Below are 14,154 nucleotides of genomic sequence, written 5' to 3'. Positions count from 1 at the left end.
TCAGCCAATGGCGCTGGCATCCGAATGGGGCGGCATTCAGTCCCACTCGATCCGCAGATCCGCGATGAAGCGCTCGCGACGTTCGAGCGCCTGCAGCGAACTTTTGCCCAGATGGGTGGCCACCAGGTTCAGCAGCCCTTCGCAGAACACCATATACGCGCCCATGCTGTTGCTGAAGAAGCTGCTGTCATGCGGAATAAAGAAGGCGTGGCGCGCCGGGGCGACCAGCGGCGAAGCCCGGGTGTCGGTAATCGCGATCACGGTGAGTCCTGCTTCGGCCGCGGCGATTGCCGCTTCGGCGACACCACGGGTGTAGGGCGAAACGCTGGTAACCACAACCACGTCGCCACGCTGCAGTTGGGCAAGGCCTTCGGCAACCCCCAGGCCCTGTGCATCCAGCAGCCCGACATCGGTGCGGATCATGCCCAGCCCGTAGCTGAGAAAACTGGCCAGGGCACCAAACTGCCGCAGCCCGTGGATCCTCACGCGCCGGGCGCTGGCCAGCAACTTGGCGGCGGCACGCAGGTCCGCTGCCGATAGCTGGGCCAGAAAGGCCTCGACGTTGTCGATCGACTCGCGCGCCAACTGCACCACGGTGTCGATTTCCGGTGCCGCCCCGGGCGCGCGAAGGCCCTGCGCCCGCTCCACCAGCCGCCCCGCCTGCTGGCTATAGAAATGGCGATGCTGCTGGGCCAGGCTGTCGCGGAAGACGCGCTGGAAGTCGACGAAGCCGCCATAGCCCAGCTTCGTCGCGAGCCGCGTTAGCGTCGATGCGTTGACCCCAAGCGACTCCGCGAGGTCGGTGATCTTGCGGACGGCGACTTCCTCCGGCCGCTCGACCAGCTTTGCCAGGACGGCATGGGCTTTCGCGCCCAGGGTGACGCCACCCTCATCGCGGCCAATGCTGACCGCCAGATTGCGCAGCCCTTCGACCGTGCGCGGCGGCGAGCCGTGGGCATCCTCCTCGGCCGCGGATCGGTCTGCAGTACGTTTGCGCGTGTCCATGGGTCATCCGAAGCCAGGCGGCGTCATGTGGGATCAATTGAGCCCGCCATTGTAAACACCTTGCCTGGACCTGGGCATCGGGAGTGCACAGTGCGCGAATGCTGCAAGGCTCGGCACCCGCCCCGGCGGGAGGCCGCCTGCGCCGCTCCGGTCGCATCCAGACGTATGACGCATGCCTGCGACAGCGCCACGCCAGGCTGGTGCGCGACGAGCCCGCGACTCAAGGTCAAGGATGCGATTGCACGCGTCCGTTGGAGATCCGGAACCGTGCGGGTTCCTGGCGATCTTCGTAGACCTGCCACTCGATATGGGTGGCGTGAATCAGGATATCGGCCGTCGCCATCGTGTTCTCGTCATCGCTGTCCGCCGGGTCGTTCCGGTAGATCGGAAACTCGGCATCCATGGCATCCGCAAGGATCGCCAGCGGATCCACGGCTCGCCCCTGCGTCCGGGCTTGCGCGAGCATGGCGTCGCCCCGGCTCTGCCGGTGCCGGGAAGACCCGGTGATGATTTGCGGCAGGTCGCGCATGGCAGGGTGAATCGCGTGATTCGCGTGCATCGAGGGCGTTTCGATGTCAAGCACCGAACAGGCTTCGGAACTGAATTCCACGCTGAGAATCCGCTGGCTTTGACAGTGTCCCAGCGTCAGGTGGAAGCCGCCCGCGCGCGGCGCATCCCGCAGCACGGCAAGGGCGTCATTCAGCGTGGGGGCGTCGAGCATCGCGCGTGTCAATACCATGCGGGGAACGCCCGGGGTCACCTGGAGCGCACGCAGGTTGTTGACGGTCATGGCGAGGCCCACGTCCGTCGCGGCGAAGGCATGGCCGGGCAACGAACCGGGATACACGAACGAAGCGATGGATGGGCGCCCGGCGATAGCGCATTCCGCGATCGCGCAATGGCCCGCGAATCCGGGGTCGCCATCCTCGTTGTGGCTGATCCGCTGGCACAGATCCCCCGGAAGCTGCACGGTCGTGCAGCCGTCCGGGGCCATTGCCCATAGATCGCCCCGGCAGTTCCAGAGGAACACCTCATCGAGCGGCAGGCGCAGTCCCGCCGCGAGCCCTTCCAGTTCCGACCAGATGCCCGGGAAGCGGTCGCGCACCAGTGCAGCCATCGTGGCCGCCGCCGCGCTGCCCCGCCATTGCATGATGCTGCGCCAGGCCCTGGTGTGCAGCAGGTGGCCATGAACGGCCGCCGCGCCGAAGCGGCCGAGCGCCTGGCCCGCCTCGAAAGGAGAATCGCCAATCTTCAGGTAGGAAAGTGCCGGCATGTTATTCAACGTGTTGAAGGAAGTCACGCAGACGCTGGTTGGGCGGGTTGTCCAGCAACTCGGCCGGGCGCCCGTCTACCGTGATACAGCCGTGTTCCATGAAAATCAGCCGCGTCCCGACCTTGCGCGCGAAGGCCATCTCGTGCGTGACAACCACCATCGTCATGCCCTCCTCCGCCAGCGACTGCATGACGCGCAGCACTTCCTGGCGCAGTTCAGGATCGAGCGCGGACGTCGGCTCGTCGAACAACATCAGCCTGGGCCTGACCGCCAGTGCGCGGGCAATCGCCACGCGTTGCTGCTGGCCGCCGGACAGCTCGCCGGGATAGTGGCTTGCCCGCTCGGCCAGGCCAACCTTGGCGAGCAGCTCGCGTGCGAGCGCCTGCGCCTCATTCTTCGCCGTGCGACGCACCTGGCGCGGCCCGAAGGCGACGTTCTCCAGCGCCGTCATTTGCGGAAAGAGGTTGAATTGCTGGAAGACCATCCCAGCCTCCTGGCGGATCTCGCGAACCTTTCGCGGCCCGCCGAGCACGCTGATGCCGTCGACGCGCAGGTCGCCACCGTCAATCTGCTCCAGTGCATTGATACACCGCAACAGTGTCGACTTCCCGGAGCCCGACGGCCCGATCAAGACAACCACCTCTCCCTGCCGGATGTTCAGATTCACGCCATCCAGGACCACTGTGTTGCCGAACCGCTTGGTAACGCCGGCGAATTCCACCATGCTCATAGTATGCGCATCCTCTTTTCCATCGTACGCAGCGCGAAGGTGATTGTGCCGATCAGGCACAGGTAGATGAACGCCACCGCTGACCAGATCTCGACGGCCCGGAAGTTGGAGGCCATGATCTCCTGGCCCTGGCGCGTGAGTTCGCCCACCCCGATGACGATGAACAGGGACGTGTCCTTCACGCTGACGATGAACTGGTTGCCCAACGCCGGTGTCATTCTCCGGATGGCCACCGGGCCGACAACGAAGGCCAGTACCCGCCACCTGGGCATGCCCAGCGCCAGCCCGGCTTCGCGCAGGCCGCGGGGCACGGACAGCAACGCGCCGCGTACGATCTCCGCGATATAGGCGCCGGCATTGACGATGATGGAAGCCACCGCCGCCGTCATCGCGTCAACCCGCACGCCAAGCAGGACAGGCAGGGCGAAGTAGATGAACATCACCTGCACGACGATTGGCGTGCCGCGCACCAGTTCCACGTAGGCGAAGCCGATCTTTTGCGCAAGGCTGTTGCCGTAGGTCCGCATCAGGCCGAAGCACAGGCCGACCAGCACCCCGCCGGCAAGGCCGGCCACCGCGATGAGGACCGTCAGCCTGGCTCCCTGCAACAGCGCCGGCAGCGCCTCCAGGATGACCGATGGATCGAATTGCATATTCAGGCTCCGGAGTCCGTCATGCTCAGGGCTTCGGCGGCTCGCTGCCGAACCACTTCCTATAGATCACCGTGTAACGGCCATCCGCCTTTATATTCGCCAGCGCCACGTTCACCCTCGGCACCAGGGCGCTGCCCTTGGGAAAGGCCATACCGTACTGATGCGCCATCATGCGCGCGCCGACCGCCCTGGCCTTCCCCTTGCCCGCTGTCGAGATGTAATAGAGGATGTTGGGCGTGTCATGCATCGCTGCGTCCACGCGCCCGGCTTCCAGCTCCAGGTAAGCGTTATCGATGTTCGGAAACAAACGCAGCTCCGTGCCGGGGAAGTTGGCTTTGGCGTAATCGGCGGCCGAGGTGCCTGTCTTGAGGGCGAGCGATTTGCCTTTCAGTTCCTCGGCCCCCTTGATAGGGCTGGATGCAGAAACCATCAGCGTGAAGCCGCTGTCGTAATAGCCATCCGAAAAGTCGATGACCTTCTTGCGCTCCTCCTTGATGGTGATCCCCGCGAGCGCAACGTCCACGTTCCTGGTTTGCAAGGCCGGCAGGATGCCGATGAAGTCCATCGGTTGCAGCTTGTAATCGAGCTTCAGCTCCTTTGCCACGGCGTCCCACAGATCGATGTCGAAGCCAACGTATTTTCCGCCTTGCTTGAACTCGAACGGGACGAACGCCGTATCCACCGCGACCAGCAACGATTCCGCGCGCGCAGCATGGCCCGCCAGGGAGGCCGCGGCGAGCACGGCCGCTATCAGCTTTGCCAAAAATTTCATAGGGGTGCCTTTGTTTGAGAAGACCCGGAATTCCCGCAACAAAATTTGCACAAACACCGTCAATGCAAATCTATTTGCTTATTGTGCGATGTCGCAAAGGAGGTTGCAACCTCGGGTTTCCCCGATGCCCGGGGGCCAGGGGCCGGCAGGCGGGTGGCTATCCTACGGCTGCCGGATCCGCCGCCGATCGAATACGGCAAGCCGCCTTGCCGATAAAATTGTATGCAATAATGGGGTGCAATAAAAACTCAAACCCCGCAGCGCAGAGACACTGCCCTGCGGATTCCTTGATCTGGAGACGACATGACACTCAGCCATTCCGGCCTGACATCGCAACATACGGCGGCACTCGAGCCGATCGAGAATTACCTGAGAGCGCATATCACCGGCGATGCCGCCTACATGCGCAAGGCCTTTCATCCGGATGCCCGAATCGTCTCGTTTCGCGACGGCGCGCTGCATGCCTTGAGCGTCGATGCGTTTTCCGCGCGTTTCCAGGGTCAGCCCGCGGCCGATGAGGCGCAGCGCAAGCGCTTCATCACCCATTTCGACGTTACCGGCAACGCCGGCACCGCCAAGGTCGTACTGGAGTATCCGGAAGTGACCTTCACCGATTACATGACGCTGCTGGAAATCGACGGCGTATGGAAAATCGTCAACAAGACCTTCAGCGCGGCGCCGCCGAAGAAATAGCCGGCTGCGCGGTCCTGCGTTGCACCAGGCGCCGCCACCCGGCGCCTGGCCTGCCTCTCGCGCGCTTGTCGCTGCGCACCGGATCACTTGCGGACTCGTCGCCGCGATGCCCTTCCCCCGGGCTTCAGAATTCCTGCTCGGAGATGGGCACTGTCTTCGTATTGCCGCCCTGCACCGTGTACAGCGTCAGCCGCACGTCACCATAGCTGATCCCGTCGGGCTGCCGGATTTCCTGCAGGACGAACCGCTCCGATCTTGAAATAGCGCCCGTGTCCAGGCTGCGGTACCGAACGTCGTAGGTGCCCGGGGCAATGTTTTCCATCTTGAAAGACGTCCCCCTCCTGATCAGGCTGAAGCGGACCGGAAGTGCGCCGCCGGCGCCGAGCGAGACCAGTTTCAGGAACACGTCGGAGGCGTTCCCGGAGTTATTGACGGTCAGCGAGGACAACCCGTTGGCACGCAGCACGGGATAGCCGGACAGGTAGCCCGAGCGGTCCGGCCATGGGTGCCCGAGCGGGGTCGCGGATGGGCGCACATAGCCCTGTTCGCGCGCTGCCGGCACCGGCATGGGGACCGGCACGAGAGCTTGCCCGGGCGCGCTGGCGATGGGGGCAGCGGACATCGGCGGATTCAGAACCTCGCCGGGAAGCGGGGGCGCCGTCGCCGTGGGCTGGCCTTGATTGCGTGCCGTGCCGGCGCATTCGCTCAAGGACGATACCAGGGCGATGCCCACGAGCAGGTACAGCAGGTAGACGAACTTCCTTGAGGCTCCCTTTGCCGTACCGGTCTGACTCGCGTTGGCCGCGTCACGGTCACCGGCCTGCCGCCCCGCGTCTTCGGCCCGGCGGACCTGTTCCGCTCGGGCTTGCGCTGCCTTCCTTCGCGCCTCGGCCGCGGAGGCGGCCGCTGCGCTTGCCCCTGCCTGGGAACGCCCCTGCGGCCGCGCTGCCGGATTCGCATGCGGATCCTGGGCCGCCGCCCTGCGCCCTTGCGCCTGCCTTGTGGCCTGCGCCGCCTCCTTGCGCTCCTGCGCGGCAATCCATGCGTCATGCTCGGCGCGCCTGGCAGGGTCGCTCAACACCTCGTAGGCAGCGTTCAGCAGGCTCATGACGCGGTGCGCCGTCTGCTGGTCGGGATTGCGGTCGGGGTGGTATTTCAGGCTCAGCGTTCGATAGGCGGCGCGAATGACCTCCGGCGGGGCATCTCGCGAGACCTTGAGGTTGTCGTAGTGAGTGTGCATTGGCACCGGGCAAGTTCGGACAGTGGCGGCAATCCGGTTAACGACACGGCATCCGGCTTCTGAACCCCGGGCCTCCCCGGTGCATAGGATAACCGCCCTCGCGCGGGGCGACTGCGGGCATCCTTGTCCTCGCCATCCGTCCAACGCGATCCCGCTCCGAAGCGGCCGCGCTGGGCAGCGCAGCGGGAAGGGAATCCGCCGTCCCTTGCGCTGGCTTGACCGCCATCAGGAACGCGCCTGTTTGGGCTTGCGGCTGCAACCGTACTGGCTAGACTGGCAGGTAGTTGGTGCGGCACGCATGCGGGCCGGCTGCTGCCCTGGCTATCCTGTCTCTCGCCCCAGGAGGTTTCTCCATGACCACGAAACAGATCGTCTTTCCCAAAGGCAGCCCGTCCTATTGCACGGCCGATCTCTCGCTCGAATGCGCAGTGACCGTGAACGGCACACCGGCCAGTTACGCGATCACCGCCGAGGCGCTGGAAGACCACTTCGGCGCCCGCTCGCACCGGGCGGAAGACCTGCTTCAGGCCTTCGAGGGGCATCGCGAGGATATCGAAGGCGTGGCCCGGCAATTGTTCGAGATCACGGCGTCGCACAATATCGTGCTGCATAGCGGGCACTTCCGCTTCGCGCTGTGAGCGCTGCCGGGCGCGTGCCGGGTGCCTGACCCGCTACGCCGTGCCGCCACGCTGCCGGCGCAGCGGACGCGCGGGCTTGGGATGCCCGGCCGCCGCATCGCCGGCCAGGCAGGCCACCACCTCGCTATCGTCGACCTGCGCAAACGCCTGGTAGTGTTCGCCGACCGCGCGAAAACTGGCGGGCGCGTACAGGCAGACCACCTCGTCCGCATGGCCCCGCACCAAGGCAAGGGAGTCCGGTGCCGCCACCGGCACCGCGCATATCAGCCGGGCGGGCTGCTGCTGCCGCGCCGCGTGCAGCGCGGCAATCATGGTGGCGCCGGTGGCAAGGCCGTCGTCCAGCACGATGACCGTACGGCCGCCGAGCGGATACGCGCTGCGCCGGGGCGTATAGAGCGCCCGGCGCTGGCGCAGGAGCGCCAGTTGCCCATTGCGCTCCTGCTCGATATACGCCGGACTGGCGCCGACCGCCTCGGCAAACGGCGTGACATAGATCCAGCCGCTCTCGTCGACCGCGCCCACCGCCAGTTCGGCGTGCCATGGCGCGCCCAGTTTCCTGACCAGCACGACGTCGAGTTCACCGCCGAGCCGGTCGGCCACGATCCTGCCCATCGGTACGGCCCCGCGCGGAATGGCCAGCACCATGGGATGCGAGCCGTGGTACGTCGAAAGCGCATCGGCCAGCCGCGCGGCGGCGTCCGCCCTGTCCTGGAACATCATGATGTCTCCTGTGCGCCGGTTGGCGCATCCTGCCGCGGCCCGGCCAGCCGCGTGGCGAACCATCCGGCCGCCAGCCGCGCCACCACTTCCAGCGCGCCCGGCTCCTCGAACAGGTGCGTGGCACCGGCAACGACCTCGAAGTGCTTCTCGCAGGACATCCATCCATACGCGCGCTGGTTCAGGTGCAGCACCTCGGTGTCCGCACCGCCGACGATCAGCAAGGTCGGCGCGGACAATGCCGTGAGGGCGTCATGGCCGGCCAGATCCGGCCGGCCGCCGCGCGACACCACGGCATCGATGCGATACCTGGCGCCGCCCATGGTCGCCGCCCGGATGGCGGCCGCGGCGCCGGTGCTCGCGCCGAAGTACCCCAGGCGCAGCTGACCAGGCTGCGCCATGCCGCAAACAGCGTCGGTAATGGCCTGCAAGCGCTGGGCCAGCAGGCCGATGTTGAAACGCTGCGCCAGCCCGACGTCCTCCTCCGGCAGCAGCAGATCGATCAGCAGCGTTGCGATGCCGGCATGGTTGAGATGTCCGGCCACGTAGCGATTGCGCGGGCTGAGCCGCGAACTGCCGCTGCCGTGCGCGAACAGCACCAGCCCGGCGGCGCGCGGCGGACAGACCAGATCGCCAGGCAACACCACCCCGCCAAGTTCGATGCCGATTTCCTGTCGCATGGATAGGTTCATCATGTCCTCGCCATTCAGTGAAGCCGTGACGCGCTCATGGATGCCCGCTGGCCATCATGCGCGGTGATCCGGACCCTGGTCCGCGGCGGCAAAGCCCACGCTTTGCGCCAGCACCACGCGCTGGTCCGGATCGAGCCGCAATGCGGCGGCCATGGCCCGCCTGTCCAGCAGGCCGCGCGCCACCGTAGCCAGGCCGGCGGAAGCGCAGAACAGATACACGTTCTGGCTGATGTAGCCGGTGTCCAGCGCCATGTAGAACTGGCGCACCAGGCTGGCCTGCTCATCCATCCTCGACAGGCGCGCCACGAATACCAGGTCCAGAGGCGCCTGCGCCACGTAGTCCTGCAGCCCGGTGGCCGCGCGCACGTCCTCGCCGCTCACCAGGCGCAGGCGCCACGCGGCCGGCTCCAGCGCATAGAGGCCGTCGGCGAGCGCCAGGTACAAATCGACCTCTTGCCAGTTGCGCGCCGATGGCGCGGTACGGTGGCCGGCTTTGGCATCGCTGATGCCGTACCCCGCCCACAACAGGTCGGAGAGCATCGCCGGCGCCAGCGGCGTCGCGGCAAAGCCGCGGGTGGATCGCCGCAGGCGCAGGGCCTGCATCAGCGGCATGCCGCCTTCCATCTGCGGCGCAGGCAGCGCGACGTACTCCGGAACCGCATCGGGTGTCACGATGGAATGTGTCATGCTGGTCTCCAGGCATTGCCGCGCTCCGGCCCTGTGCCGATGCACGCGCAGCATATCCTCCGCGCTCGGCCAGCCGATCTCCAGCTTGCCGCGATGGCGTGCATGCGGCACACCCCGGGCAGCGAAAAGACAGCCGGCCGCGCCATGTTCAGCGCCGGCCGTCCGGCCCGGCATGCATGTGTTCGTGCCGGCGCTGGCACGGCGTACAGCGCTTGGCCGCCGGATAGGCCTGCAGGCGCGGATACGGAATCGGCTCCCCGCAGTCCAGGCAGACGCCGTAGGTTTGCCTGGCCAGCCGGATCCGCGCGGCGGCGATATCGCCCAGTTCCGCGCGGTAGTGATCCACCACGGCGTCGTCCATGCGCTCCTCGGCACCCTGCTCGGCGAGATCCGCCATGTCGCTCGCTTCGGGCCCCGCGGATACGGTGCGGGCAACGTTCGCCGCGTCCATCTGGGCGCGGATCCGTTCCTCCCGGCTATCCAGCAGAATGGCCAGGCTGTTGCGTTGCGCTTGGGTCAATTCCGGCATCGTGGTCTCCTGCGCGCATCGATGCGCGTCCATTCCATTCTGCGATGACGCCGGGCGATCGGTTTGCGCTGGATCAAGCGTTGCCGCGTCGCCTGGTTAATACTCAGACCAACGCCAGGCCGCGCGGGTTGCGCACCTGCCGCCGCTGCGCGGCGAGTGAGCCCGGAAACACCCGAGCGCCGCGATGCGGCAGGGACGGCATGCCCGCCGCCGTCCATGACGCGACGCCAGGCGCACTGCCCAAGCATGATCTGGCGCAAGCCCGGGCCTGAACCAGCGCGTATGCTGAGGCCTGCCCGGCAACCGCCCCGACCACGATGAGCATCCACAACCTAGAGCATCTGTTTCATCCGCGTTCGGTCGCGGTGATCGGCGCGTCCGAACGCCCGCACAGCGTCGGCGCGACCGTGTTCGCCAACCTGCACGCCGGCGGCTTTGGCAGCCCGGTGTATGCGGTGAACCCGAAATACCGCGCGCTGGATGGCCGGCCCTGCTACCGCTGCGTCGCCGCGCTGCCCGAGGTGCCCGAACTGGCCGTGATCTGTACCCCGCCCGCTACCGTGCCGGGCCTGATCGCCGAACTCGGCGAGCGCGGCACGCGGGCGGCGGTGGTCCTCACCGCCGGACTGGCGCACGCGTCCGGCGCCCGCCGGCAAACGCGGCAGGAGGCGATGCTCGGCGCGGCCAGGCCGTATCGGCTGCGCATCCTCGGCCCCAACTGCGTGGGGCTGATGGTGCCGGGGCTGGGGCTGAATGCCAGCTTTGCGCATGCGTCCGCCCTGCCCGGCAAGCTCGCCTTCGTCTCGCAGTCCGGCGCGCTGACCACGGCGGTGCTTGACTGGGCGAGATCGCGCCAGATTGGTTTCTCGCACTTCGTCTCGCTGGGAGACAGCGCCGACATCGACCTGGCGGACGTGCTCGACTACCTCGGCAGCGACCCGGGCACGCAATCCATCCTGCTCTATGTGGAAGCGGTCGGGTCCGGCCGCAAGTTCATGTCCGCCGCGCGCGCGGCGGCGCGCAACAAGCCGGTGCTGATCATCAAGGCCGGCCGCGTTCCGGAAGGCGCCAAGGCCACCACCTCGCATACCGGCGCGCTGGCCGGTGCCGACGATATCTACGACGCCGCGATACGCCGCGCCGGCATGCTGCGCGTGCACTCGACCGAGGAAATGTTCGACGCGGCGGAAACGCTGGCGCGCGCGCGGCCGCTTGCCGGCGAGCGCCTGGCGATCATGAGCAACGGTGGCGGCGCGGGTGTGATGGCCACCGACGCCCTGATCCTGGGCGGCGGCCGGCTGGCCGCGCCCGGCGCCGGCACCGTGGCGCAGCTGGACGCGGCGCTGCCGCCCACGCGGTCGCACGGCAACCCCGTCGATATCGTCGGCGACGCGCCCGTCGAGCGCTACCTCGACACCCTGAAGATACTCGGGGCCGACCCGGGCAGCGACGCCATCCTGCTTATCCATGCGCCCACGGCGATGGTGCCCGGCAGCGAGATCGCCATGGCGCTCACCGGCGCGCCGGCGGCGGCGTCCCGGCCCGTCTTCACGTGCTGGATGGGCGGAGACGCCGTGTCGCGCGCCCGCCAGATCTGCCGCAATGCCGGCCTGCCTACCTATGACACGCCGGAACAGGCGGTGCGCGGCTTTCTCCAGGCGGTGGCCTACGGCCGCAACCAGGAGCTCCTGATGGAAACGCCGCCCTCGGTCGCGGCCGGCCCCGAGCCGGACAGCGAACGGGCACGCCAGTGCGTCCGCGCGGCGCTGGCCGCCGGCCGCGCCATGTTGACCGAGCCCGAGGCCAGGACGGTGCTGGGAGCCTATGGCATCCCGGTGGTGGAGACCCGCGCCGCCGGCGATCTCGATGCCGCCGTCGCCGCCGCCGAGGCCATCGGCTTTCCGGTGGCCGCGAAGATCATGTCGCGGGACATCACGCACAAGTCGGATGTCGGCGGCGTTGCGCTGGACCTGCAGTCGGCCGCCCAGTTGCGGCAGGCCCTGGAACGCATGCAGGCCCGCATCCGCGCCGAGCGGCCGGATGCCCGGCTGGACGGCTTCACGGTGCAGCGCATGATCATCCGGCCGGGTGCGTTCGAACTGATCCTCGGCGCCACCGCCGACCCGGTATTCGGGCCGGTGGTGCTGTTCGGCCAGGGCGGTACGGCCGCCGAGCGCATCGGCGACCGCGCCATCGCCCTGCCGCCGCTGAACGTCAACCTGGCGAAGGAGCTGGTCGGCCGCACCCGCATTGCCGGACTGCTGGCCGGCTACCGCGACCGGCCCGCGATCGACCATGACGCGCTGTACCAGACGCTGATGCAGCTGTCGCAACTGCTGTGCGACCTGCCGGAGATCGTCGAACTGGACATCAATCCGCTGCTGGCCGACAGCGCCGGCGTGCTCGCGCTCGACGCACGCATCGGCGTGGCCCCGGCCGCGCAGCCAGGCGCCGCCCGCCTGGCGATACGTCCCTATCCCAAGGAACTGGAGGAGACGGTGACATGGCGCGGCGCACCGCTGCTGCTGCGCCCGGTGCATCCGGAAGACGAGCCGGCATACGAGGCATTCTTTGCCGCCATGACGCCGGAGGATATCCATATGCGCTTCTTCTGCATGATCCGCCAGCCGGCCCACAGCCAGCTCGCGCGCATGACGCAGATCGACTACGCGCGCGAAATGGCATTCGTCGCAATCGGCGCGGCGGATGGCGGCCAGCCGGCCATCCTGGGAGAAGCACGGGCCGTCACCGACCCCGACAACCTGCGCGCCGAGTTCGCCGTGGCCGTGCGCTCCGACTGCAAGCACCGCGGCATCGGCGGCCTCTTGATGAACAAGCTGGTGGCCTACTGCCGCGCGCGCGGCACGCGGGAACTGGTAGGCACCACGCTGGCAACCAATACGGCGATGCTCAGGCTGGCCAGCACCAGCGGCATCCATGTGGTACGCAACGGGCAGCCCGCCAGCGATGGCGTTGAACTGAGCCTGGTGCTGGCGCAGCCGGATGCCGGCGACGCGACTCCGCGTAACGGCTCGCGGCCCGTGGCAATATGAATCATGTCCGCGAGCAGCCAGGCGCGGGGTACCCCACGAACGGGGGTCTCCCGATCGGAGCGGCGAAACCGTAGAGTTGGAATCAGGAAGATTCGCGTCGTTGCCACGCATTCAATTCAATTCAATTCGATTCGATCGCACGGAAAGGAAACATGGCCAAAGTGAAAGTCGAGAAATTCGTCGACGGCAAGCACGAGACATCGTTCAGCGTTCCCACCTCGGTCCTGCGCGTGGCCAACACGCTCCTGCCGGAATCCGCGCTGGGTTCGCTCGCAGGCATCGGCCTCGATGTGCGGGAAATCCTGGCGGCGACGGACAAGGGCATGGCCTACGAGACATCCATCGATGTCCGCGAGCACGGCATCAGCAAGACGGTCGTGGTGTCACTGGCCTAGTCCGGCCGGCGAAATGAAGCCGACGCAGACCGCAGGCTACTCGCCATAGAGGGCGCGATACTGCGACGGCGTGAGCGCATACCTGCGCCGGAAGATCTTTGCCAGATGCGCCTCGGAACGGAAGCCGCTGGCCTGCGCCACGCTCTTGAGCGGTTCCCCGGCTTCCAGCCGCGTCTTGGCGGCTTGCAGGCGCAAAGCCTCCAGGAAGGCATGCGGCGTCAATCCGGTCACCTTGACGAAGTGGCGATGAAAGCTGCGGGGGGATTCCCCTGCCTTCTCCGCCATCCGCTCCACGCCGATCGGCTCCCCGAGGTGAGCCCGCATCCAGTCCACCAGTGCGGCGTACTGCCCGGCCTGCGCTTCCAGGGTCGCGGAAAACTGCGACTGGTTGCCCAGGCGCCGCGCGGCAAGGATCAATTGCTTGGCCACGCGCATGGCGATCCACCGGCCGAGATCCTGCTCGACAAGGGCAAGGCTCATATCGATGCCGGAGGTGACGCCGCCCGAGGTCCATACCTTTCCGTCCTGCACATAGAGCGCGTCTGGTTCCACCTCGATACCGCTGAAATGGCGCCGCAGCAGTGACGTGCCCTCCCAATGCGTAGTGGCACGATGCCCGTCCAGCAGCCCCCAGTGCGCGAGCGCGAATGCGCCCGTACAGACCGATCCATAGCGGCGCGCCAGCTTGCATGCGCTGCGGGTCCACGCCGCCAGCCGTTCGTCGCGGATGGCCTCGCCGAGCCCGTTGCGCTCGCCGCCGGCGATGATCAGGGTATCGACCGAATCCGGCGCCACTGCGTCGAGCCCCTCGGTCTGCAGCACCATGCCGCTCGAGGTCGCCAGCGTGCCGCCGGCGCTGGACACCAGACGCACGCGAAAGAAAGGCTCCACGCTGTAGACGTTGGCCATCGCGAACACATCGGCGGGACCGGCAATGTCCAGCAGTTGAACGCCGGGAAACGCCACGAGTGCAATGGTGCGCATGCCCCGGGGGTTACGCTTGCTTGTAGTCATGAGCGGTACCTGATGGCATGGTGACTTGGCAGGATTTGACAAAAGATTGTCATTGCCGCCAGC

General features: G+C 67.2%; 15 protein-coding genes. 4 read left to right on the top strand and 11 right to left on the bottom strand.

The window, feature by feature from the left end; genetic code table 11:
- Nucleotides 1–36: 36 nt before the first annotated feature.
- The 5 genes from AC3FOF_RS28020 to glnH form a co-directional block, all read right to left on the bottom strand.
- Nucleotides 37–1,005 carry a MurR/RpiR family transcriptional regulator gene (locus AC3FOF_RS28020; protein ID WP_276264748.1) on the bottom strand — a complete coding sequence of 323 codons (969 nt, stop codon included), beginning with the start codon at nucleotides 1,003–1,005 and terminating at the stop codon, nucleotides 37–39.
- Between the two features lie 226 nt (nucleotides 1,006–1,231).
- Nucleotides 1,232–2,278, bottom strand: coding sequence for a C45 family autoproteolytic acyltransferase/hydrolase (locus tag AC3FOF_RS28015; RefSeq protein ID WP_017225493.1), 1,047 nt, complete (start codon nucleotides 2,276–2,278; stop codon nucleotides 1,232–1,234).
- Between the two features lies 1 nt (nucleotide 2,279).
- Nucleotides 2,280–3,008 carry a glutamine ABC transporter ATP-binding protein GlnQ gene (gene glnQ / locus AC3FOF_RS28010; protein WP_017225494.1) on the bottom strand — a complete coding sequence of 243 codons (729 nt, stop codon included), beginning with the start codon at nucleotides 3,006–3,008 and terminating at the stop codon, nucleotides 2,280–2,282.
- A complete protein-coding gene (glnP, locus tag AC3FOF_RS28005) occupies nucleotides 3,005–3,661 on the bottom strand; it encodes a glutamine ABC transporter permease GlnP (protein WP_488728455.1) in 657 nt (218 codons plus the stop codon). The genes glnQ and glnP overlap by 4 nt, the downstream gene beginning before the upstream one ends.
- Before the next feature lie 25 nt (nucleotides 3,662–3,686).
- Nucleotides 3,687–4,433 carry a glutamine ABC transporter substrate-binding protein GlnH gene (gene glnH, locus AC3FOF_RS28000; protein WP_488728492.1) on the bottom strand — a complete coding sequence of 249 codons (747 nt, stop codon included), beginning with the start codon at nucleotides 4,431–4,433 and terminating at the stop codon, nucleotides 3,687–3,689.
- Between the two features lie 303 nt (nucleotides 4,434–4,736).
- Between glnH and AC3FOF_RS27995 the strand changes: the two genes are divergently transcribed.
- On the top strand, nucleotides 4,737–5,126 hold the full coding sequence (locus AC3FOF_RS27995; RefSeq protein ID WP_017225497.1) for a nuclear transport factor 2 family protein: 390 nt from the start codon (nucleotides 4,737–4,739) through the stop codon (nucleotides 5,124–5,126).
- 124 nt (nucleotides 5,127–5,250) lie between these two features.
- Here AC3FOF_RS27995 and AC3FOF_RS27990 read toward each other — a convergent pair whose 3' ends face one another.
- Nucleotides 5,251–6,366: a J domain-containing protein gene (locus AC3FOF_RS27990; protein ID WP_488728491.1), complete on the bottom strand. Its 1,116-nt coding sequence runs from the start codon at nucleotides 6,364–6,366 to the stop codon at nucleotides 5,251–5,253.
- 353 nt (nucleotides 6,367–6,719) lie between these two features.
- Between AC3FOF_RS27990 and AC3FOF_RS27985 the strand changes: the two genes are divergently transcribed.
- Entirely contained in the window at nucleotides 6,720–7,004 is a 285-nt protein-coding gene (locus tag AC3FOF_RS27985; protein ID WP_017224876.1) for a DUF1488 family protein, read from the top strand.
- 33 nt (nucleotides 7,005–7,037) lie between these two features.
- Here the strand turns inward: AC3FOF_RS27985 and AC3FOF_RS27980 are convergent, their stop codons facing one another.
- The 4 genes from AC3FOF_RS27980 to AC3FOF_RS27965 form a co-directional block, all read right to left on the bottom strand.
- Entirely contained in the window at nucleotides 7,038–7,724 is a 687-nt protein-coding gene (locus AC3FOF_RS27980; protein ID WP_488728454.1) for a phosphoribosyltransferase, read from the bottom strand.
- Nucleotides 7,721–8,413: a dienelactone hydrolase family protein gene (locus AC3FOF_RS27975; protein WP_488728490.1), complete on the bottom strand. Its 693-nt coding sequence runs from the start codon at nucleotides 8,411–8,413 to the stop codon at nucleotides 7,721–7,723. Before AC3FOF_RS27975 ends, AC3FOF_RS27980 begins: the two co-directional genes overlap by 4 nt.
- 54 nt (nucleotides 8,414–8,467) lie before the next feature.
- Entirely contained in the window at nucleotides 8,468–9,100 is a 633-nt protein-coding gene (locus tag AC3FOF_RS27970) for a SagB/ThcOx family dehydrogenase (RefSeq protein ID WP_035813850.1), read from the bottom strand.
- Nucleotides 9,101–9,248: 148 nt separating this feature from the next.
- Nucleotides 9,249–9,629, bottom strand: coding sequence for a TraR/DksA family transcriptional regulator (locus tag AC3FOF_RS27965; RefSeq protein ID WP_017228473.1), 381 nt, complete (start codon nucleotides 9,627–9,629; stop codon nucleotides 9,249–9,251).
- A 317-nt stretch (nucleotides 9,630–9,946) separates the two neighbouring features.
- Between AC3FOF_RS27965 and AC3FOF_RS27960 the strand changes: the two genes are divergently transcribed.
- Both AC3FOF_RS27960 and AC3FOF_RS27955 read left to right on the top strand, forming a co-directional pair.
- Nucleotides 9,947–12,682, top strand: a complete 2,736-nt coding sequence (locus AC3FOF_RS27960) for a bifunctional acetate--CoA ligase family protein/GNAT family N-acetyltransferase (protein ID WP_488728453.1) — start codon at nucleotides 9,947–9,949, stop codon at nucleotides 12,680–12,682.
- A 152-nt stretch (nucleotides 12,683–12,834) separates the two neighbouring features.
- Nucleotides 12,835–13,077 (top strand): hypothetical protein, encoded by a 243-nt coding sequence (locus AC3FOF_RS27955; RefSeq protein WP_017231261.1) that lies wholly within the window; start codon nucleotides 12,835–12,837, stop codon nucleotides 13,075–13,077.
- A 36-nt stretch (nucleotides 13,078–13,113) separates the two neighbouring features.
- Here the strand turns inward: AC3FOF_RS27955 and AC3FOF_RS27950 are convergent, their stop codons facing one another.
- Entirely contained in the window at nucleotides 13,114–14,091 is a 978-nt protein-coding gene (locus tag AC3FOF_RS27950) for a GlxA family transcriptional regulator (protein ID WP_488728452.1), read from the bottom strand.
- Nucleotides 14,092–14,154: the final 63 nt, after the last annotated feature.

Source organism: Cupriavidus sp. 96C5-1 (genome assembly GCF_057798855.1).
Note: the sequence above shows the minus strand (reverse complement) of the source record. Positions and strands in the feature narration are given on the sequence as shown.